Here is a 20,680-nt window from a genome sequence, read left to right as displayed (position 1 = left end):
GCCTGTGTCGGATATGAACCGGCAGAGGAGTACGAACCAGGCACAATTCAAAGGTACCTTGATCGAGTTAACTGCAATCTAAGAGTGTCATCAAATCTGCGCAAAACCGCATCCGTGTTCCGGCTCTTGCGCCTATGCGCTAATCCAAGCTATTTGGGGACAAATTGCTGAGGCAAAGGAGTGCAAGAAATGCGTCGAGTAGTAGTTACCGGACTGGGCCTGGTCACGCCGCTGGCAAGTGGCGTCGAAGAAAGCTGGTCGCGGTTGCTGGACGGACAGTCCGGGGCAGGCCCAATTACGCATTTTGATACGATCGAAAGCGGTGTCACAACGACCTATGCTTGTGAGGTCCCACGCGGTGACGGCAGCGAAGGAACCTTCAACGCAGATGACTGGGTGGTGAAGAAAGATCAGAAAAAGATCGACGACTTCATCCTCTATGGCATTGCTGCCGCCGATATGGCAGTGCGGGATGCAGGCTGGACGCCTGAGAGCGACGAGGACCGTATGCGCACCGGCGTTATGATCGGCTCTGGCATCGGCGGGCTGAGCTCGATTGCTGATACAGCCGTGATGATTAAGGAAAAAGGCCCGCGCCGGGTCTCCCCCTTCTTTATTCCGGGCGCGTTGATCAACCTGATTTCCGGTCAGGTCTCGATCCGTTTCGGTTTCAAGGGCCCAAACCATTCGGTTGTCACCGCCTGTTCCACTGGTGCCCATGCCATTGGTGATGCGGCACGGCTGATCAAATCCGGCGACGCGGATGTCATGGTTGCAGGTGGTGCCGAGGCGGCGATCTGTGAAATCGGGATCGCGGGTTTCAACGCCTGTAAAGCGCTGTCGACAAAGCGCGCCGATGACCCCAAGGCGGCTTCGCGCCCCTATGACGCTGACCGTGACGGCTTCGTAATGGGCGAAGGCGCTGGCATTGTGGTTCTGGAAGACTACGAGCACGCAAAGGCCCGTGGTGCGAAGATCTATGCCGAAGTTCTGGGCTATGGTCTCTCTGGCGATGCCTATCACATAACTGCACCGTCAGAAGACGGCGAAGGTGGCGAACGTTCCATGCGGGCGGCGCTGGCCAACGCCGGTCTTGAGCCCAAAGACATCGATTACATCAACGCCCATGGCACATCCACGATGGCCGACACCATCGAATTGGGCGCTGTTGAGCGGATGCTAGGTGATGCCGCTGGCAAGGTCACGATGTCGTCCACGAAATCGGCCACCGGTCACCTGCTTGGTGCGGCTGGCGCGATCGAGGCGATTTTCTCAATTCTGGCGATCCGCGATCAGGTGGCACCGCCAACCATCAATCTTGATAATCCGGCGGTGGAAACAGCTGTTGATCTGGCCCCGAACGCAAAGCGTGAGCGTGAGATCAATGTTGCACTGTCGAATTCCTTCGGCTTTGGCGGCACGAACGCGTCGGTCCTGTTTGGAAAGCCTGACTGATGTGGCGAAGCCTCGCTTCTAATATGCTGACCGTCCTTGTGGTGCTGCTGTTCCTTCTGGGCGGCGTGATCCTATGGGGGCAGTCGCAATACACCACTGAAGGCCCGTTGGAGAGTGCGATTTGTCTGCGTGTGCCCTCGGGGTCGAATATGTCGCGGGTCAGTCGCAATTTGGAAGAGCAGGGTGCGATCAACTCTGGCCCGCTCTTTCGTGTCGGCGTGCGTTACGCGGAGAAGGCAGCACAGCTGAAGGCCGGCAGCTATCTGGTGGCCGCTGGTGCTTCGATGGAAGACATCGTTGATCAGATCACCCGTGGCGGCGCGAGCAGCTGTGGCACTGAAATCGTCTACCGCGTTGGGGTGACCCGCGTGTTGGCCGAGGTGCGTGAGCTGGATCCTGCTACCAACCGTTTTGTCGAGCGTGCGGAATTCGTGCCTGGTACCGATGAGGTGCCCGCGGTCTACGAAGAGAAGCGGGCCGACGCGGATACCCGCTACCGGATCGCGCTTGCTGAAGGTGTAACCAGCTGGCAGGTGGTGGAATCGCTGAAGGCGATGGATATCCTTGACGGTGATGCCGGTGAGCGCCCCGCTGAGGGGATGCTTGCGCCGGACAGCTATGAGGTCACACCGGGTGATGATCGCGCCACGATACTGGCCGAAATGCAAGAGCGGCAGCTGCTGCGCATCAATGCCGCCTGGGAGAGCCGTTCGGATCGTGCGGCTGTTACAAGCCCGGAAGAGATGCTGATCCTCGCGTCGATCATCGAAAAGGAAACCGGTGTGGCCGAGGAACGGCCTCAAGTCGCCTCTGTTTTCACCAATCGTCTCAATCGCGGTATGCGGCTGCAGACGGACCCGACGGTGATCTATGGCGTTACCAAGGGCGAAGGAGTCCTTGGCCGAGGTTTGCGCCAGAGCGAGCTGCGCCGTGCAACACCGTGGAATACCTATGTGATCGAAGGGCTGCCGCCGACCCCTATCGCCAATCCCGGCATGGCGAGCCTTATGGCGGCTATAGACCCGGATCAGGGCGATTACCTGTTCTTCGTAGCTGATGGCACCGGAGGTCACGCTTTTGCCGTTACCTTGGATGAACATAACCGCAATGTTGCGAAATGGCGTGAGATCGAAGCGCAGCGCAACAGCAACTGATCGCAAAGCGGTGACTAGAAACTATTGGAAAGGGGCGCTTCGGCGTCCCTTTTTTTCATGAACTGTCCTGTTAACTGCCTGGTAGGGATGTGGCGAGATTGCTTAACAAATACGGCAGGTTGCGCACGTCTCCATAGGTGGGTGACTTTGACTTTTACGCCGATCTGTGTCAGTCTCACGATGCAGCTGGAAAAAGACAGAACCCGACCTGCCACGTGCTGACATGCCGCGCGTGGCCGTTATGTTGTGCTGTCTTTTCGACGACGGAGACCCATCAATCTGAGGCTCCGATCTATGACACGCTACACCCCGGAAGACCGGCGTTCTAAAACCGCCGATCTTCTCTTCTCCCTTCACAATTCCATCGAACGACTCCGTCAGGAGGCAGAACAGATGCTCGAACGCCTTAGCGCAGATGAAGACGGCGCGGGCGCCGGTCCGCGCATTGCCAAACTGGAAAGCCTGATCCGTGACAGCCAGAAAGTGGAGAAAACCCTTGTCGAACAGAGTGAACAACACAAGTCCGCTGCCGGTCTCGACACAGAGGCTGCCCGGATTGAAATCGAAGACCGACTGGCTCGCCTGCGCGCCAGCCTTAATACAGCGACAGTTTCTGGACCAGCTGAGCGACCATGACCTCTGTGCGCTGCCCTATCTCTTTGGTCTTTGGGCGCTGCCGCACCAAGTGCCCCCATCAGGCGACTGGCGCAGTTGGGTCATTCTGGGAGGTCGTGGCGCTGGAAAAACCCGGGCCGGTGCAGAATGGGTGCGTAACTTGGTCGAAGGGGCAACACCCCTGTCCGCTGGCCGGGCCTGCCGCATCGCCTTGCTGGGCGAGACCTATGATCAGGTGCGTGATGTCATGGTCAACGGTGACAGCGGTATCCTCGCCTGTACGCCTCCAGACCGGAGGCCCACGTGGAAAAGCAGTGAAAGACGGCTGACCTGGCCCAATGGTGCCACTGCACAAGCGTTTTCTGCCCATGATCCTGAAGGTTTGCGCGGGCCGCAGTTCGATGCGGCCTGGGCGGATGAATTGGCCAAATGGAAACGCGGGCAAGATAGCTGGGATATGCTGCAATTTGCACTGCGGCTTGGGCAGGATCCGCGCGTTTGCGTCACCACAACACCGCGCAACGTTGCAGTGTTGCGTAACCTTCTGGCCAGCCCTTCCACGGTGCAGACCCATGCCGCAACAGAGGCGAATCGCGCCAATCTCGCGGCGTCGTTTCTGCAAGAGGTGCGCAGCCGCTACGCAGGCTCCCGACTTGGCCGTCAAGAGTTGGACGGGATCTTGTTGCAGGACGTCGATGGTGCGCTTTGGACCAACGCGGGGCTTGTCGCGGCGCAGATTGCCAAGGCCCCAACACTGGATCGGGTTGTTGTTGCCGTCGATCCAGCCGTCAGCGCGGGTAAACAATCCGACGCCTGCGGTATCGTTGTGGTCGGCGCAACGCTGTCAGGACCTCCACAGGACTGGTGCGCCTATGTGCTGGCTGATCGTACGCTACAGGGCGTTGGTCCGCTCACCTGGGCGCAGGCTGTCATTGATGCGCGTGAGCGGAGCGGCGCTGATCGCGTGGTGGCTGAGGTCAACCAAGGGGGCGCATTGGTCGAAAGTCTGTTGCGTCAGATCGACCCGCTGGTCCCCTTTAAAGCGCTGCACGCCAGCCGCGGGAAGGGCGCGCGTGCCGAACCGGTCGCGGCACTGTATGAACAGGGTCGGGTGCGTCATTTGCCGGGGCTTGGCGCGCTCGAGGACCAGCTCTGCCAGATGACGCCGCGCGGCTACCTGGGGCAGGGGTCGCCCGACCGGCTGGATGCACTGGTCTGGGCGATTCATGAGCTGATACTGGCGCCCGTCAGCCACCACCGAAGGCCTCGCGCACGCATGTTGTAACGCGCGACACGTATCGACGAACATCACGGAACGCCCGCATTCTGCGGGCGTTTCTTGTTGGGTGCCAATGGTTTGGGTGAGGTGTTGCACGCCCTGCGCACGCCTCGCTCAAATCTTATTCAAATCCAGACGTCATAAAGGATCTCAGCAAACAGGGGCAGAGTTCGCCCCCTTCAATCAAAGGAGTGGCCCATGGTCTTTGACCTCCTGCGGCGCAAGCAACAGCCCGATGAAACCAAGGCAAGCGCCGCTGCCCGTGTGGTGGCCTGGCATGGCAGCACCGGTGGCACAGGCTGGAGCCCTCGTGACAGCAGCTCGCTGACGCGTAGCGGTTTTGCAGGCAATCCGGTGGGCTACCGCTCTGTAAAGATGATCACCGAGGCCGCCGCGGCGCTGCCACTGGTGCTACAGGACGGGCAGCAGCGGTATGACAGCCATCCGCTGCTGGCGCTTCTGGCACGCCCGAATGCGGCGCAGGGCCGGGCAGAGTTGCTTGAAGCATTGTTTGGCCACCTTCTTCTGTCGGGCAACGCCTATGTCGAAGCAGTTGTTGATGCGAACGCGGGTGCGGCGCTGCCGGTTGAGCTCCACGTGTTGCGGCCTGATCGGATGACCGTGGTGCCTGGCAGCGACGGCTGGCCAGTCGCCTATGATTACAGTGTGTCGGGTCGCAAGCATCGCTTTGATGTCACCATGCCCTGCGCGCCGATCTGTCATCTGCGTAATTTTCACCCACAGGATGATCACTACGGGTTGTCACCGATGCAAGCGGCGGCCATGGCCGTGGATGTGCATACGTCCGCCTCGCGCTGGTCCAAGGCGTTGCTGGACAATGCAGCCCGCCCATCAGGCGCACTGGTCTGGAGCGGTAGCGATGGTCAGGGCTTGATGGCGGAAGATCAGTTTCGGCGTCTAAGCGACGAAATAGAAATGAATTTTCAAGGTGCGCGAAACGCTGGTCGCCCGATGGTTCTGGAAGGTGGACTGGATTGGAAACCGATGGGGTTTTCACCGTCGGATATGGAATTCCACCAGACCAAGGACGCGGCCGCCCGTGAAATTGCACTGGCTTTTGGGGTGCCGCCGATGCTGCTCGGCCTGCCCGGAGATGCGACCTATGCCAACTATCAGGAAGCCAATCGCGCCTTTTTCCGCTTAACAGTGCTACCCCTTGTGACCCGTGTCACGGCAGCTCTGTCAGAGTGGTTGTCACGATACCAGGGAGCGGCTGTGACCCTAAAGCCAGATCTTGATCAGGTGCCCGCGCTAGCGTCTGAACGTGAGGCGCAATGGCGCCGTGTCGCCAGCGCCGATTTCCTGACCGCTGCTGAAAAACGCACCCTTCTGGGGCTCCCTCCGCAAGAGGATGCACAGGGTGATGACTGAGATACCGATCCCGCCGTTTGAATGTTCGCCAGGGCTGAGGCTCAGCGCGCATGAACGCATCTCCGAAATACAAAAAGAGGCAATGGACAGGCGTCTCGACCGTTTGGAGATGATGATGGAGCGGATGGAAAAACGCCTCTGGCTCACTGTGTACGGTGTGGCTGCCGTGATTTTAGCTCAGGCATTTCAGTCATTTATAGTAGTTCAGTAAGGCAATTAATTCAACGTGATAAGGGGAGAGGCTAATGCAATCCGATATGCATCTGGAACATAAATTCGCGCGCTTCGGCGAAGATTTGACCATTGGCGATGAGACTGACGCCACGGTCACCATCAGCGGCTATGCCAGCCTCTTTGGGTGCGTCGACGGTGGCGGAGATTTGGTGCAGCCGGGAGCGTATCAGGCGTCGCTCAGTCGTCTCGCTAAATCGGGGGTCGCAGTTAAAATGTTGTGGCAACATGACCCCGCGCAGCCCATCGGCCTCTGGGACGCAGTGCATGAAGATGCCCGCGGCCTGCACGTCAAAGGCCGCATTCTGACCCGCACCCAAAAAGGCGCTGAAGCTGCGGCGTTGATCGCGGCAGGGGCGCTTGATGGTCTGTCCATTGGTTATCGCACACGCCGGGCTACGCCCCGCAAGGGAGGCGGTCGGTCGCTCTGCGAACTGGATCTTTGGGAGGTGTCTTTGGTGACATTTCCGATGCTGCCATCGGCGCGTGTTACGGCCGCCTCGCAGCCTGCAGGTGCCACAAAATCGGATGGTTCCGAGGTTCTGGAAACCGACCTGAGCGAGACTGCGCAGATATGGCGAGAGGTGATTGACCTGTTGCGCAGTGGCGCCAGCTTGACGCCGCATACTTGATTTCAGCGGCGCCAATGTCGGCCTGAGCTAAGCCACCCCGCGTCCTTTCCAACCGACATCAGACACCAAAGGAGAGACAGATGAGCCAATCGCAATCCAACGCTAACCCGGACGTTACCTCACAAGCCGCACCACAGGAGGTCAAACAGGCTGTCGCGGAATTTATGCAAAATTTCAACGGGTTCAAAGACGAAATTTCCCTGAAACTGAAACAATCAGAAGAGCGTATGACCATGCTGGATCGCAAATCCCACTTTGCCACTCGTCCCCCTCTGGCCGCTGCTGAGCCTGGCGGTGCCCCCCATCAAAAAGCCTTTGATTCCTATCTGCGCTCCGGTGATGACGCCGCGCTGCGCGGGCTTGATCTCGATGCCAAGGCGATGGGAACCACCGTCAATGGTGATGGGGGTTACCTCGTAGATCCACAAACCGCTGAGAGCGTCAAATCGGTACTGACAAGCACTGCCTCGATCCGCGCAGTGGCGTCGGTGGTGACGTTGGAGGCCACATCCTATGACGTGCTGATCGATCACGGGGATATCGGTCATGGCTGGGCGAATGAGGTGACACCGGTTGCCGAAACCACAACTCCGGTGATCGATCGGATCACCATTCCACTGCATGAACTCAGCGCCCTGCCCAAAGCGTCGCAACGTCTCCTGGATGACAGCGCCTTTGACATCGAGGGTTGGCTGGCCAGCAGGATCGCCGACAAATTTTCCCGTGCGGAGGCGGCCTCTTTCATCAATGGTGACGGCAATGATAAGCCCACCGGCATTCTCTATCATCCGGTCATCGACAACGAGAGTTGGAGCTGGGGTAATATCGGCTATGTCACTACCGGGGTCGAGGGTGAAATCGGCGATGGGGATGCGATTGTTGAACTTGTTTATTCACTCGGAGCGCAATATCGGGCCAATGCCAGCTTTGTCATGAACTCAAAAACCGCCGGTGTGCTGCGCAAGCTAAAGGACGGCGATGGTCGGTTCCTGTGGTCGGATGGGTTGGCAGCGGCGGAGCCTGCGCGGCTTATGGGGTATCGCGTGGTTGTCGCCGAAGACATGCCCGACGCGGATGTGAACGGCTATGCGGTTGCCTTTGGTGACTTTGCAGCCGGTTACACCATCGCAGAACGCCCCGATCTGCGGGTGCTGCGCGATCCCTTCAGCGCCAAGCCACATGTGCTGTTCTATGCCACAAAACGCGTCGGTGGGGATGTCAGTGACTTTGCGGCCATCAAACTCCTGAAATTCGGCCTGAGCTAACGTTTGGACCGATGACGGAACCGGCAGCCCGGTTCCGCCTGCGGATGTGCGCCCACAGGCCACTGTCGTCCAGCTGCTTCCCTTCCGTCATGCGGCAGCAGCCCGGCGCGCATCCGCCCCGGATCCATTCCGCAAAGCCAGCAAGAGCAGACCCCAAAGATTAGCCGTTGGAGTGAAAACATGATGTTGAGTGAAGTGACACCGGTGCCAGAGGCGGTTCTGCCGCAAGAGGCGTTCAAGGCGCATCTGCGTCTGGGCACCGGGTTTGACGAGGCGGGTCTACAGGATGCGGTGTTGATCAGCTTCTTGCGTGCAGCCATTGCCGCAATCGAAGCGCGAACCGGCAAGGTGTTGCTGGCGCGGGATTTTTTGATGAGCGTCACAGCCTGGCGCGATCCACAAGTGCAGGCGCTCCCACTGGCACCAGTGCAACTGATCCAATCGGTAATAATTGTGGCAGCATCTGGGGATGAAAATCTGCTGGACAGCGCGCGCTACCATTTGGAACCCGACAGCCAGCAACCGCGGCTCCGCCCCGTTGGGGGCGCGCTGCCTGCAATCGAAACTGGTGGAGATGCGCGTATCCTGATGCGTGCCGGAATGGCCAACAGTTGGTCAGCGCTTCCGGGGGATCTGGCGCAAGCGGTGCTGATGCTGGCGGCGCATTACTATGAATTTCGTGATGACACTCGGCTTCAGGGCGGTTGCATGCCCTTTGGTGTGACCAGTCTGATCGAACGCTACCGCGCGCTAAGGGTGAGCCTGGGCGTGGGTGGTGGTTATGGTATGGGGCTTGGCCGTAAACTGGGACCGGGAGCGGGCGCATGAACCGGTACCGCACAGGCAAACGGTCTGCTTCCGCTACCACGCCGCGCCTCAATCGCTGTTTGGCGCTGGAGGACCCGCGCCGGACGTCTGATGGCGCGGGTGGGTTTCTGGAAGCCTGGCAATTGCTTGGTCATCATTGGTGCGAGATGCGTGCGCTCACAGGGCGCAGTACGGATCAATCCGGTACCTCTCTATCATTACAACGCTATCGCATCACGTTGCGGGCCCACCCCTCGGGCAGCTCGGCACGACCGCGACCGGATCAGCGGCTGCGCGACGGCGCGCGGATCTTTCGCATTGATGCCGTGGCCGAGGGCGACCCGGATGGTCGGTTCCTGACCTGCTTTGCCACCGAGGAGACGACGGCATGACCTATGCTCTGGCCTTGCCTCTGCAGGAGGCCCTGTTTCAACATTTAAGCTCGGACCCGGCGCTGAGTAATGCCCTGAATGGGGCGATATATGACGCGCTGCCCGCAGGCACTTTACCACAGACCTATGTGACACTCGGCCCCGAAGACGTTCGCGATCGGTCAGATCGCAGCGGCTCAGGAGCGCGTCACCGGGTCGAGATTACAGTGCATACCGATACGGCTGGTTTCGCCGGGGCCAAGGCAATCGCGGCCAGCATCTGTGACAGCCTTGCCGCCACCCCGCTCGTCCTGACACGGGGGCGGCTGGTAGGGCTGTGGTTTGATCGTGCCCGCGCCAGTCGCACTACTTCCGGTGGCCGAGAGATCCGTCTGCGCTTTGCGGCGCGGCTGGAAGACGACTGAGTGCTGAGTACATGCATCGATATCAGTATTAATATTTATTAACAATGAATTGAAGGGCGAAGCTGAACTGTCTTTGCGCGCTGTTCAATCGTACATCAAGAGGAGACATCACCATGGGTGCCCAAAACGGCAAAGATTTACTGGTCAAGGTCGATATGACCGGTGACGGCCAGTTTGAAACCATCGCAGGGCTGCGGGCCACACGGATCAGTTTCAACGCCGAAAGCGTCGATGTCACCAGTCTGGAGAGCCAAGGCGGTTGGCGCGAACTTCTGGCAGGTGCCGGCGTGCGATCGGCCAATATCTCGGGCTCCGGTATTTTTCGCGATGTCGGCACGGATGAGCGTGCGCGCCAATTATTCTTTGAAGGGCTGACGCCGGCATTTCAGGTGATCATTCCGGATTTCGGCACTGTTGAAGGGGCCTTCCAGGTGACTGCGTTGGAATATGCCGGAAGCCACAATGGCGAAGCCACCTACGAATTGTCGCTCGCCAGCGCCGGTGCGCTGGTCTTCACCGCTGTGTAAGGGGGCTATCGTGATCTCTACTGCGCAGCCCTGTCAGACGGGCAACCCCTATGCGGGCGAAGTTGCCATGCGGATCAATGGTGAGACGCAGAGGCTAAAGCTCACCCTCGGCGCGCTTGCAACGCTGGAAAGTCAGTTGAAAACCGGATCGCTGATCGATCTGGTAGCCCGATTTGAAACGGGCGGGTTTTCTGCTGCAGACGTGCTGGCACTGCTTGCGGCGGGGCTACAGGGCGCCGGGGCGACCCTGACCGTCACCGACCTCGCAGCTGCTGATATCGAAGGTGGTCCGATGCAGGCTGCACGGGTCGCCGCACAGCTTTTGGTGCGCAGTTTTTCCCTGCCGGGTGAGGTCGTAGCTGAAGATACCGGACTGAACGCGCGATGACCGGTCCAGACGTCTCCCGCTCAGGCAAGCGGGCCGGCTTTGATTGGCCTGCCCTGATCCGGGCAGGTTTGCTGGGGTTGCGCCTGCAGCCGGATCAATTCTGGCGGCTCACCCCGGCTGAGCTGCGGTTGATGTTGGGGCAGGACAGCGGCGTCGCACCACTTGGGCGGGCTGGGCTGGATCAGTTGATGCAGGCTTTTCCTGACTTGGCCGACAGCAATTCCACAGCCTTGGATCCGGCCAATCCGGATCCAGAGACACGCGCCCCTAGCACAACAGGAGCAATGAGCCATGAGTGACACCGGACTGAATGAGTTGGGACAGCAAGGCGAGGCGCTGAGTGACAGCCTTGGCGATGCGGCAGGCATGGCGGCCAGTTTCGACGCCGAACTGCGCCGCGTGCGCGCTGCCTTTGCTGCCACAGGAAAGGATGCCCAGACGTTGGAACGCGGTATGTCCAAGGGATTGCGCCGCGCCTTTGATGGAGTTGCTTTTGATGGCATGAAACTGTCCGACGCGCTTGAAACCATGGCTCAGTCGATGATCCAGACCACCTATTCGGCTGCCATCAAACCCGTCACCAATCATATGGGCGGGTTGCTGTCCGACGGGGTGTCAAAACTGATGAGCGGCATTCTTCCGTTTGCGGATGGGGCGGCGTTTTCACAAGGCCGGGTGATGCCTTTTGCAAAGGGCGGCGTGGTCAGCGGACCTGTCAGCTTCCCGATGCGCGGTGCCACCGGGCTGATGGGCGAGGCCGGACCCGAGGCGATCCTGCCACTGACCCGGGGCGCGGATGGCGCGCTTGGCGTGCGCAGCCAGGGCGGGGGTGCCACATCTGTGGTGATGAACATCCATACTCCTGATGTGCAGGGGTTTCAACGCAGCCAGGGCCAGATTGCGGCCCAGCTCAGCCGCGCCTTGTCGCGTGGCAATCGCAACCGCTGAACAGGAGGCCAGCAGATGAATTTTCACGATGTCAGATTTCCCGCATCGCTCAGCTTTGGCTCCATTGGCGGGCCAGAACGGCGCACCGATGTGGTAACTCTTGCCAATGGCCATGAGGAACGCAACACCCCCTGGGCACACTCCCGTCGCCGCTATGACGCGGGTTTGGGCTTGCGGGCGCTTGAAGATATCGAAGCGCTGATCGCGTTCTTTGAGGCACGGCAAGGACAGATGTTTGGCTTCCGCTGGAAGGATTGGTCCGACTACAAATCCGCACGTGCGACGCAGGAGGTGGCGTTTGACGATCAGGTGATCGGTATGGGGGATGGCGCAGAGCGGGTCTTTCAGCTGTCCAAGACCTATCGCTCCGGTAGTTTTGACTATCAGCGCCCGATTGCCAAACCGGTCTTGGGTAGTGTGCGGGTGGGCGTCGAGCAGGATCCGCTGCAGGAAGGTGTTGATTACCAGTTGGATAGCGCACAAGGCCTTATCACTCTGACTCATCCACCGGAGGCAGGGTTGGCGGTGAAAGCGGGGTTTGAGTTTGACGTGCCCGTGCGCTTTGACACTGACCGCATCCAGACCAGCGTCGCATCGTTTCAGGCGGGGGATGTTCCCAATGTGCCTGTGGTGGAGGTTCGGGTCTGATGGTGGGGGTAAGCGAGGCATTTCAATCCCATGTGGCGTCAGGTCTCACAACGCTGTGCCGATGCTGGTCGGTCACCCGCAGCGACGGCGTGCGGTTTGGATTTACCGACCATGATCGGGATCTGGTCTTCGCTGGCTCTGGGACAGAACCGGATGAGGGTGACACAGCCGATATGCTGTTTCGTGCAGGGACCGGACTGACTGCGCGCAGCCTGCAACAGGCAACCGGTCTAGCTGTGGACAATACTGAGGCGTTGGGCGCCTTAAGTGATGCCGCTATCCGCGAGGACGAGATTGAGGCGGGGCGGTTTGATGGCGCGGAGGTCCGTTGCTGGCTGGTGAACTGGGCCGATGTCTCGGTTCGCTGGTTGCAGTTTCGCGGAAGCTTTGGCCAGATCCGCCGGGCAGGTGGCGCATTCGAGGCCGAACTGCGCGGCCTGACCGAGGCGCTTAATCAGCCAATGGGCCGGATCTACCAGAAACCCTGTACTGCGGTGCTGGGCGATAGTGCTTGCCGGTTTGACGTGACGACGCCCGGCTACGCGCTGGAGCTGGCCGCCGAAGATATCCACGAGGGGCAGTATTTCGGATTTGAAGATCTGCCGGGGTTTGAGCCAAATTGGTTCACCTCGGGACGCATTACGGTGCTGAGTGGTGCGGCCAAGGGACTGTGGGGCTGGGTTAAGCAAGACCGCCAGCAGGTCGGCAAATTAGGACCGGGGACTGAGACACCGACCCCTGGTGCCAAGTCTCGCCAACTAACCCTATGGGAGCCGCTGCGTGCAATAGTGCAGCGCGGTGATCTACTGCATCTCACCGCGGGCTGTGACAAGCGGCTGAAGACCTGTCGGCTAAAATTCAACAATGGCGTCAACTATCAGGGCTTTCCAGATATTCCCGGTGAAGACTGGGTGATGAGCGTACCACGTCAAACCGGTCACAACACCGGAGGCAGCCGCAGATGAGCACCGCAGCAACGCGGCCTACGCCTGCGGGTCTGGTTTGTGCAGCGCGGGGCTGGTTAGGCACGCCGTATGTGCATCAAGCTGCCAAACGCGGCGCGGGGTGTGATTGCCTTGGCCTGATCCGTGGCCTGTGGCGTGAGATCTATGGCGCAGAGCCTGAGGTGGTGCCAGGCTATACGATGGACTGGTCCGAACCGCAGGGCGAGGAGGCGCTGTGGCAGGCCGCGCTGCGCCACCTTCAGCCAAAACCGGTGGAGCCTGCGTATCGCGGCGATGTGATTTTGTTTCGGATGCGTCAGGGGGCGGTTGCCAAGCATATCGCATTGCAATCCGAAACCGGGCCAATGTCCCGGTTCATTCATGCCTATAGCGGCCACGGCGTGGTCGAAAGTGCGCTCAGCCAACCGTGGCAGCGGCGGATCGTAGCGCGGTTTTCCTTTCCCGATGTTTATGAGGTGACGTGATGGCGACCATTCTTCTTTCTGCGGCTGGAGCGGCTCTTGGCGGCTCTGTTGGTGGGGCTGTGGCAGGGTTGTCATCGGTCGCGATTGGTCGTGCACTGGGAGCGACCGTTGGGCGCGCGATTGATAGTCGTCTCTTGGGTGCCGGTAGCGAGCCGGTTGAGACCGGCCGGGTAGAGCGGTTCCGCCTGACCCACGCCAGCGACGGTCAGCCGATTGCGCAGGTCTATGGCCGAATGCGGGTTGGTGGTCAGGTGATCTGGGCGTCTGAGTTCCGCGAGACCTCGACCTCCAGCGGTGGCGGTGGCAAGGGAGGCGGCCCGCGCCAACCGAAAGTCACCAGCTACAGCTATGATGTTTCTCTGGCCGTGGCGGTCTGTACCGGAGAGGTTGCCTCAATCCGGCGGGTCTGGGCTGATGGCGAGGAGGTCGCGCCCAAAGATCTGAACATGACCGTCTATCGCGGCACTATGGACCAGCTGCCAGATCCGGTGATCGAGGCGGTCGAGGGCGCAGGCGAGGTGCCCGCCTATCGTGGAACCGCCTATGTGGTGATGGAGAGTCTGGCGCTTGAGCGATTTGGTAACCGGGTGCCGCAGTTCTCGTTTGAGGTGCTGCGGGCCGAACAGCCCGCCTCCAGTACCCATGATCAGGATCTGGCGCAGTTGGTACAGGGGGTGGCCTTGATGCCCGGCACGGGGGAATATGCTCTGGCCACCACGCCGGTGCATTATGACTATGGTCCGGGGCAGGCCAAACCCGCCAACTCGCATAGCCCTTCGGGGGAGACGGATCTGGTGACATCTCTCACGACACTGGAGGAGGAATTGCCCGCCTGTGGTGCCGCCTCATTGATCGTGTCGTGGTTCGGAGGTGATCTGCGCTGCGGTGACTGTACCATCAAACCCAAGGTGGAGCGCCATATTGCTGAAGGGGCCAATATGCCCTGGAGCGTTGCCGGTCTGACCCGCACGGATGCAGAGCTGATCGCGCGTGAGGATGACAGGCCGATATATGGCGGCACACCCACCGATGCCTCGGTGATCGAAGCCATACGCGCCATGCAGGAGATGGGTAAGCGGGTGATGTTCTACCCGTTTATTCTGATGGACCAGATGGCAGGTAATGATCTTCCTGACCCGTGGAGCGGAGAGACTGGCCAGCCGCATTTGCCATGGCGTGGGCGGATTACCTTGTCGCGGGCACCGGGGCAGCCCGGTAGCCCGGATGGTACCGCGGCAGCGGGGATCGAGGTTCAGCAATTCTTTGGGTCTGTTACGGCAGCGGATTTCATCGTGGGCGACGGCACGGTCAGCTACTCTGGTTCAATCGATGATTGGGGGCTGCGGCGCTTTATCCTGCATAACGCTGCTGTCTGTGCCGCTGCGGGTGGGGTAGAGGCATTCTGCATCAGCTCAGAGATGCGGGGCCTGACACAGATCCGGGATGACGGAGGCTTTCCCGCAGTGTCAGAGCTGCGCGCCTTGACGCAAGAGGTGCGTCAGATCCTCGGCCCGGATACCAAGATAGGCTATGCGGCAGATTGGTCAGAATACTGGGGGTACAAAAGCCCGGAGGGGGATCGCTATTTCCACCTAGATTCCCTGTGGGCGGATGAGCAGATCGATTTCATCGGCATCGACAACTACATGCCGCTCTCTGATTGGCGCGAGGGAGATGATCATCTGGATGCCAAAGCGGGTGTCCCGAATATCTATGATCTTGAGTATCTACGGGCGGGTGTCGAGGGCGGCGAGGGATATGACTGGTATTACCATTCGCCCGAAGCGGAGGCTGCCCAGATCCGTACCCCCATCACCGATGGGGCGTATGACGAACCTTGGGTCTGGCGCTATAAGGATCTGCGCAATTGGTGGTCCAAGCCGCACCATGAGCGCATCAACGGTCAGCGGGCTGCCTTGCCCACTGCATGGGAGCCAGAGAGCAAACCGATCTGGTTCACCGAACTGGGCTGTGCGGCCATCGATAAGGGAACCAATCAACCGAATAAGTTTCTCGACCCAAAAAGCTCTGAATCGAAGTTGCCGAAATTCTCCGATGGGCAGCGCGATGACATGATGCAGCTGGCCTATCTGCGTGCGTTTCTGGGGTATTGGAAGCAGGAGGGGGTGAACCCGGTATCTGAGATCTATGGTGAGCCGATGCTGGACATGAACAACGCCTATGTCTGGGCCTGGGATGCACGCCCGTTCCCCAGCTTTCCCAATGCTGTGGAGATCTGGAGCGATGGCGAGAATTATCTGCGGGGTCATTGGCTAAACGGACGGGTAGGGCAGCGGACGCTGGCCTCAGTCCTTGAGGAGATTTGCGCAGCCTCCGGTGTGGGGGCAATTGATATCAGCGATTTGCCTGCGCTGGTGCGTGGCTATGCCATCAGTGACGTGGGCGAGGCGCGCGCCGCCCTGCAGCCACTTCTGCTACGCCACGGGGTGGACGCCATCGAACGAGACGGTGTGCTGCGGTTCCGCCTGCGTGATGGTCGACAAGAGGCAGCGCTGGATTTGGCCGAGCTGGTAGAAGGGCAGGAGCTGGACGGGGTGCTGGAACAAACCCGAGCGCCTGTGGTCGAGCTGGCCGGGCGGATGCGCTTGCGCTTTGTTGAGTGGGGCGGGCGTCATGACCTGCGGGGAGAAGAGGCCATCTTGCCGGATGAAGCGACCCACGCAGTAAGCGACAATGAGTTGCCGATGGCGCTCACGCGCGCTGAAGGGCGGCAGGTGGTGGATCGTTGGCTGAGCGAGGCGCGGATTGCGCGCGATGCCTTACGCCTGGAACTGCCACCGTCCGCCATGGCGCTGGGCGCGGGAGATGTGATCAGCCTGCCTGTTGCAGAAGGCGAGGCGGAGGGTATCGGCACCCAAACCGCACAGGCGCGCTATCGGATCGACCGCGTTGAACAGGGTGCGGCCCAGCTGATTGAGGCGGTACGAATCGAACCCGAGAACTACCGTCCTGCGCCAGTGCCGGAAGAATTGCCGGGTATTACGGCCTTTGCCGCACCGGTGCCGGTTCTGCCACTATTTATGGACCTGCCGCTGATCGGTGGCGATGAGATGCCACACGCGCCACATCTTGCGGTTACCGCCAATCCCTGGCCGGGAACCGTTGCACTATATGGGGCACAGAGTGATGCGGATTATGTGCTGGAGGAGGTGCTCGCCGCGCCTTCAACCATCGGAGTCACCAATACGGTGCTTCCAGCCGGTGCGCCGGGCCGCTGGGAACAGGGCGCGGATCTGGAGGTGGACCTGATCTCGGGCCAGTTTCAGAGCCGGGATCGACAGGCAGTTTTGAATGGCGCCAATCTGGTTGCGATCGGTGATGGCAGCCCCGGAAATTGGGAGCTGATGCAGTTCTCGAAAGCCGAGCTGATCGCACCGGGCCGTTATCTCCTGCGCGACCGGTTGCGAGGCCAACAGGGCAGCGATGCACGAATGCCGTCCTCCTGGCCGAAGGGCTCGTTCGTGGTTGCATTGGACGGCACACCACAGCAAATCGAACTGGCGGCCAATCAGCGCGGGTTAAGCCGGCATTATCGCATTGGCACCGCGAGGCGTGCCTATGATGATCCCAGCTATATGCATATCGAGGCAGCATTTGATGGCGAAGGGCTGCGTCCCTATGCGCCTGTGCATCTGCGTCAGACTGGCGCGCTGGGCGTTGGCGCCATAGAGCTGCGGTGGATCCGTCGAAGCCGCATTGATGGCGATCGCTGGGATCTGGACGAGATCCCGCTGGGGGAAGATCTCGAGCGGTATCGTCTGCGGGTCCTGCGCGGTGGCGAGATTTTGCGTGAAGAGCTGCTCGACAGCCCAGAGTGGATCTATGCTTTGCCTGTGCAGACGGCGGATGGTGCCGCATCGGGGGATCGGGTGGAGGTCGCGCAGATCTCCGCCCGCTATGGCGCCGGGGCGGTCTGCGCACAGCGGTTGATATGAGGGGTTGCTGATGCGCCGACCAATCCTTCCAGGTGATATCTGCAGCACGGCCCGTGCTCTTTTGGCGGTGGCCCCGGCTGAACGGCGCGCCTTGTGCGAGCAGATATTTGCCGGGGCCGGGCAGGCGTCGCACCATCTGCGCCGCCACCGGCAACTTTGCCCCGATTGGGGGGATGGTTCATTGAGTGCGGCGGCGCGGCGGTTCCAGCTTGCAGATGAGCCGTTTTATGATGCACCGCAATATCTAGCATGCACACGGTTAGTACTGGCCCGGCTGGCCCGTCATATTCGCAGAAATACGGAGTGATGTAATGCAATCCAGGCGGGAAAATCACGGCAGATACTACATGATTGTTGCGCGCATATATGCTAATCTCACGGTGTCCAAAGACGTTAAGTTTCGGTCTGCACAACAGATGTGCGGATACGCAAGATATCGCCTTTCCAATGTGAATTGCAATGTAAACAAGGGTGTGCCGCCGCCATAGTGATAGCCGCGAGGAAAACATCAGTGAATCCGATGACACCCATCACAGATTTGCGGTTGGCCTTTTTGCGGATACATAGGTAATCTTTGCCCAGCACAGGAGGCAGAGCCATGCTTGAGACGCGCCACGCCGTTAGTTCCGTTGATCCCGTCTGGGATCAGATCACCACCGAAGCGCAGGAGGCTGTGAGCCGCCAGCCTCTGATGGGCGGGTTGATTCACGCTTGCATCCTGCATCACACGTCGCTTGAGAAGGCGCTGTCCTACCGGATCGCTGCCAAGCTGTGTTCCAATGAGATGTCGATGGTGATCCTGCGCGAGATCGTCGATAGAGCCTATGCCGAGAACCCGGATCTATTTGCTGCCGGACGTGCCGATCTGATGGCCGTCTATGAGCGCGATCCGGCCTGCCATCGCCTGTTGCAGCCGATCCTTTATTTCAAAGGGTATCAGGCGGTGCAGGCGTATCGCGTGGCGCATTGGTTGTGGCGGCAGGGCGACTATGACCTGTCCTATTTCTTCCAGATGCGGATTTCTGAGATCTTTGGCGTGGATATCCATCCGGCCGCCAAAATCGGCCGTGGTATCATGATCGACCATGCCCATTCGATTGTCATCGGCGAGACGGCTGTGGTTGGCGACAACGTATCCATGCTGCACTCCGTCACATTGGGCGGCACGGGCAAGGAAGAAGAAGACCGTCACCCAAAGATTGGCGACGGTGTGTTGATCGGGGCGGGCGCGAAGGTTCTGGGCAATATCAAGGTGGGCCATTGCAGCCGCATAGCCGCCGGTTCCGTGGTGCTACAGGAAATCCCACCCTGCAAAACCGTGGCAGGTGTGCCGGCCAAAATTGTCGGCGAAGCCGGTTGCGATCAGCCATCGGTGAGCATGAATCAGGTTCTGGCGGGCGGCAGAACCGAATAACCGCCGCGGTCCTAACACATTGATTGGCGGTGAAAGGCTGCGCTTCCTCAGGCGGCTGGTATACTGTGAGTGTTTTCTGACCAGAAGATGAGGGGTGGGTTTCGGCTCACCTCATTCTCATTGTTGAGCTGCCATTCGTAGAGGGGAACCTGCTTAGTGGAGATCCTGGTTGGTAAAGTATCCTGCTGTTCCTGGGGCATGTTGGCCAGCGGGCGAAGGCAACGATGCCAGATAATCTGATGGCCCCGTGCGATCAATTCTTCTATGGTCTAAATCGTCTATGATGCGGTCAATCTTATCTGCAAGAGATTACGCCATGTTGAACATTCGACCCGCGAACCCGAACGATCTGGAAGCGCTTTATGATGTCTCTCTCAAGACGGGACATCTTGGCGAAGATGCCTCAAGTCTTTATGCCGATCCGAAGATGATGGGTCATATCTATTCGGCGCCGTATCTCATGTTGGACCCTGAGTTGGCGTTTGTTGCTGAGAGCCGCGATGGAGTTGTCGGGTTTTGCGTCGGCACAGCTGATACATCGGATTTTGAGGCACGGCTTGAACGTGAGTGGTGGCCCGCTCTTCGGCAAAAATATTCAAAACCCAATGAGGAAACGCGATCAGCCTGGACGGCAGACGAACGCAGACGCCAGATGATCCATGTTCCCGAAACCACACCATTGCCTGTTGCAGGGTCATATCCTGCGCATCTTCACATGAACTTACTTCCAGTTGCTCAGGGACGTAAGCTTGGTGGTCGGCTTCTTGAATATTGGTTGAGCAAGGCTGCGCCGATTGGAGTAACTGCTGTGCATATCGGTTCAAACAGCAACAACACGCGCGCCAATCAATTCTGGCACAATCACGGCTTTATCGACATTCCGGGTCCAAAATCCCGGACAAGATGGATGGGCAGAACGCTTACCTAGGCCAACGAGTGTTGCGCCCGCCAATCGGGCGATAACGATCTGAAACCTGAGCACGTATAGTTCCGTCACACCACCGCATTTGGCGGAGGGCAAATGCGGTGAACTTGCCCGGTAGAACGGCTCAGACTATCATGTTTTGTGATCGGACTGGCCAGAAAAGGCCATAAAGGAAGCTGGCGAGCGCAACCCGCCCAAGACTGTCGGCGCGGTCTCTGCCGGGTCCTCCTATAATAGCAAAGACCATTGAGGTAGGACATCCGGAGCCATGCCGTATTACATTGAAAGAAAGCCCTATCGCCATTATCCGAAAAGTTTGTCAGTAAAGAACGCGTGAAAAGGTTTCTAGAATCATCTTCAAGTGGATTTAGCTCAGGTTTACCTCCTCGTGTGCAGCTCCAAATTCGGAATAAATCGATCGATGACTATCAGGGGTTTTTTATTCCAAAGTCGATTTCACTTGGGCGGTATGGCCAAGAATACCCTACATACCATTTGATCATTGTCGGTGGTGAAGTTGACGCGCGTATAGAGGCCCCCTCCAGCACCAAGTCTCCTTGGGTTCTTGAAGACCAGCCATCTCTAGCTTCGATAGAAGGATATTGGCAACTGGTGCGGGGCGCGGATGAAATAAAAGAGATGCTACGATTATTTGAGATCGTTGAAAACCACGCTCGCAATAACCAATTTGACGACGTCACCAATGATGAAAAGCTCTCATCCGTAAGGCGAGAAGATGTGAATGTAGACGCTCTCTACACTTTCAGTAAGATGCTGGGGGCAGACGACTAGGGCACCGAAGACTATATTGAGAATCAC

The 20,680-nt window shown here is 59.2% G+C and carries 23 protein-coding genes; all 23 read left to right on the top strand.

The window, feature by feature from the left end:
- Nucleotides 1-189: 189 nt before the first annotated feature.
- The 23 genes from fabF (at nucleotide 190) to ACEWZM_RS01440 (ending at nucleotide 20,653) form a co-directional block, all read left to right on the top strand.
- A complete protein-coding gene (gene fabF, locus ACEWZM_RS01550) occupies nucleotides 190-1,455 on the top strand; it encodes a beta-ketoacyl-ACP synthase II (RefSeq protein WP_414004769.1) in 1,266 nt (421 codons plus the stop codon).
- The gene (gene mltG, locus ACEWZM_RS01545; RefSeq protein ID WP_414004768.1) at nucleotides 1,455-2,609 is read left to right on the top strand and encodes an endolytic transglycosylase MltG; all 1,155 of its coding nucleotides are present in this window, start codon (nucleotides 1,455-1,457) and stop codon (nucleotides 2,607-2,609) included. The genes fabF and mltG overlap by 1 nt, the downstream gene beginning before the upstream one ends.
- A 294-nt stretch (nucleotides 2,610-2,903) precedes the next feature.
- Nucleotides 2,904-3,245: a recombinase gene (locus tag ACEWZM_RS01540; RefSeq protein WP_414004767.1), complete on the top strand. Its 342-nt coding sequence runs from the start codon at nucleotides 2,904-2,906 to the stop codon at nucleotides 3,243-3,245.
- Nucleotides 3,166-4,509 (top strand): DNA-packaging protein, encoded by a 1,344-nt coding sequence (locus tag ACEWZM_RS01535; RefSeq protein ID WP_462046671.1) that lies wholly within the window; start codon nucleotides 3,166-3,168, stop codon nucleotides 4,507-4,509. The genes ACEWZM_RS01540 and ACEWZM_RS01535 overlap by 80 nt, the downstream gene beginning before the upstream one ends.
- Nucleotides 4,510-4,701: 192 nt before the next feature.
- Nucleotides 4,702-5,895 carry a phage portal protein gene (locus tag ACEWZM_RS01530; RefSeq protein WP_414004766.1) on the top strand — a complete coding sequence of 398 codons (1,194 nt, stop codon included), beginning with the start codon at nucleotides 4,702-4,704 and terminating at the stop codon, nucleotides 5,893-5,895.
- On the top strand, nucleotides 5,888-6,106 hold the full coding sequence (locus ACEWZM_RS01525) for a GTA head formation protein, RCAP_rcc01685 family (RefSeq protein ID WP_414004765.1): 219 nt from the start codon (nucleotides 5,888-5,890) through the stop codon (nucleotides 6,104-6,106). The genes ACEWZM_RS01530 and ACEWZM_RS01525 overlap by 8 nt, the downstream gene beginning before the upstream one ends.
- 34 nt (nucleotides 6,107-6,140) lie before the next feature.
- Nucleotides 6,141-6,758: an HK97 family phage prohead protease gene (locus ACEWZM_RS01520; protein WP_414004764.1), complete on the top strand. Its 618-nt coding sequence runs from the start codon at nucleotides 6,141-6,143 to the stop codon at nucleotides 6,756-6,758.
- An 80-nt stretch (nucleotides 6,759-6,838) separates the two neighbouring features.
- Nucleotides 6,839-8,023, top strand: coding sequence for a phage major capsid protein (locus ACEWZM_RS01515; protein ID WP_414004763.1), 1,185 nt, complete (start codon nucleotides 6,839-6,841; stop codon nucleotides 8,021-8,023).
- A 180-nt stretch (nucleotides 8,024-8,203) separates the two neighbouring features.
- The gene (locus ACEWZM_RS01510) at nucleotides 8,204-8,851 is read left to right on the top strand and encodes a head-tail connector protein (protein ID WP_414004762.1); all 648 of its coding nucleotides are present in this window, start codon (nucleotides 8,204-8,206) and stop codon (nucleotides 8,849-8,851) included.
- Nucleotides 8,848-9,222 carry a head-tail adaptor protein gene (locus ACEWZM_RS01505; RefSeq protein WP_414004761.1) on the top strand — a complete coding sequence of 125 codons (375 nt, stop codon included), beginning with the start codon at nucleotides 8,848-8,850 and terminating at the stop codon, nucleotides 9,220-9,222. The genes ACEWZM_RS01510 and ACEWZM_RS01505 overlap by 4 nt, the downstream gene beginning before the upstream one ends.
- Nucleotides 9,219-9,626 (top strand): DUF3168 domain-containing protein, encoded by a 408-nt coding sequence (locus ACEWZM_RS01500; RefSeq protein ID WP_414004760.1) that lies wholly within the window; start codon nucleotides 9,219-9,221, stop codon nucleotides 9,624-9,626. The genes ACEWZM_RS01505 and ACEWZM_RS01500 overlap by 4 nt, the downstream gene beginning before the upstream one ends.
- Before the next feature lie 113 nt (nucleotides 9,627-9,739).
- Nucleotides 9,740-10,153: a phage major tail protein, TP901-1 family gene (locus tag ACEWZM_RS01495; protein ID WP_414004759.1), complete on the top strand. Its 414-nt coding sequence runs from the start codon at nucleotides 9,740-9,742 to the stop codon at nucleotides 10,151-10,153.
- A gap of 67 nt (nucleotides 10,154-10,220) precedes the next feature.
- Complete coding sequence (locus tag ACEWZM_RS01490; protein ID WP_414007923.1) at nucleotides 10,221-10,541, top strand: GTA-gp10 family protein; 321 nt, start codon at nucleotides 10,221-10,223, stop codon at nucleotides 10,539-10,541.
- Nucleotides 10,538-10,840, top strand: a complete 303-nt coding sequence (locus tag ACEWZM_RS01485; protein ID WP_414004758.1) for a rcc01693 family protein — start codon at nucleotides 10,538-10,540, stop codon at nucleotides 10,838-10,840. The genes ACEWZM_RS01490 and ACEWZM_RS01485 overlap by 4 nt, the downstream gene beginning before the upstream one ends.
- Nucleotides 10,833-11,489, top strand: coding sequence for a phage tail tape measure protein (locus ACEWZM_RS01480; protein WP_414004757.1), 657 nt, complete (start codon nucleotides 10,833-10,835; stop codon nucleotides 11,487-11,489). The genes ACEWZM_RS01485 and ACEWZM_RS01480 overlap by 8 nt, the downstream gene beginning before the upstream one ends.
- 15 nt (nucleotides 11,490-11,504) lie before the next feature.
- The gene (locus ACEWZM_RS01475; protein ID WP_414004756.1) at nucleotides 11,505-12,137 is read left to right on the top strand and encodes a phage distal tail protein, Rcc01695 family; all 633 of its coding nucleotides are present in this window, start codon (nucleotides 11,505-11,507) and stop codon (nucleotides 12,135-12,137) included.
- On the top strand, nucleotides 12,137-13,102 hold the full coding sequence (locus tag ACEWZM_RS01470) for a DUF2163 domain-containing protein (protein WP_414004755.1): 966 nt from the start codon (nucleotides 12,137-12,139) through the stop codon (nucleotides 13,100-13,102). The genes ACEWZM_RS01475 and ACEWZM_RS01470 overlap by 1 nt, the downstream gene beginning before the upstream one ends.
- Nucleotides 13,099-13,566, top strand: a complete 468-nt coding sequence (locus tag ACEWZM_RS01465; RefSeq protein ID WP_414004754.1) for an NlpC/P60 family protein — start codon at nucleotides 13,099-13,101, stop codon at nucleotides 13,564-13,566. The genes ACEWZM_RS01470 and ACEWZM_RS01465 overlap by 4 nt, the downstream gene beginning before the upstream one ends.
- Entirely contained in the window at nucleotides 13,566-17,522 is a 3,957-nt protein-coding gene (locus tag ACEWZM_RS01460; protein WP_414004753.1) for a baseplate multidomain protein megatron, read from the top strand. The genes ACEWZM_RS01465 and ACEWZM_RS01460 overlap by 1 nt, the downstream gene beginning before the upstream one ends.
- 10 nt (nucleotides 17,523-17,532) lie before the next feature.
- Complete coding sequence (locus ACEWZM_RS01455) at nucleotides 17,533-17,829, top strand: DUF7742 family protein (RefSeq protein ID WP_414004752.1); 297 nt, start codon at nucleotides 17,533-17,535, stop codon at nucleotides 17,827-17,829.
- A gap of 291 nt (nucleotides 17,830-18,120) precedes the next feature.
- Nucleotides 18,121-18,936 carry a serine O-acetyltransferase gene (cysE, locus tag ACEWZM_RS01450; RefSeq protein ID WP_414004751.1) on the top strand — a complete coding sequence of 272 codons (816 nt, stop codon included), beginning with the start codon at nucleotides 18,121-18,123 and terminating at the stop codon, nucleotides 18,934-18,936.
- Between the two features lie 316 nt (nucleotides 18,937-19,252).
- The gene (locus ACEWZM_RS01445; protein ID WP_414004750.1) at nucleotides 19,253-19,864 is read left to right on the top strand and encodes a GNAT family N-acetyltransferase; all 612 of its coding nucleotides are present in this window, start codon (nucleotides 19,253-19,255) and stop codon (nucleotides 19,862-19,864) included.
- A gap of 387 nt (nucleotides 19,865-20,251) precedes the next feature.
- The gene (locus ACEWZM_RS01440) at nucleotides 20,252-20,653 is read left to right on the top strand and encodes a hypothetical protein (protein WP_414004749.1); all 402 of its coding nucleotides are present in this window, start codon (nucleotides 20,252-20,254) and stop codon (nucleotides 20,651-20,653) included.
- Nucleotides 20,654-20,680: the final 27 nt, after the last annotated feature.

This window comes from Phaeobacter cretensis, assembly GCF_047372505.1.
Taxonomy (GTDB): domain Bacteria; phylum Pseudomonadota; class Alphaproteobacteria; order Rhodobacterales; family Rhodobacteraceae; genus Phaeobacter; species Phaeobacter cretensis.
This window is presented reverse-complemented; position numbering and strand designations above follow the sequence as displayed.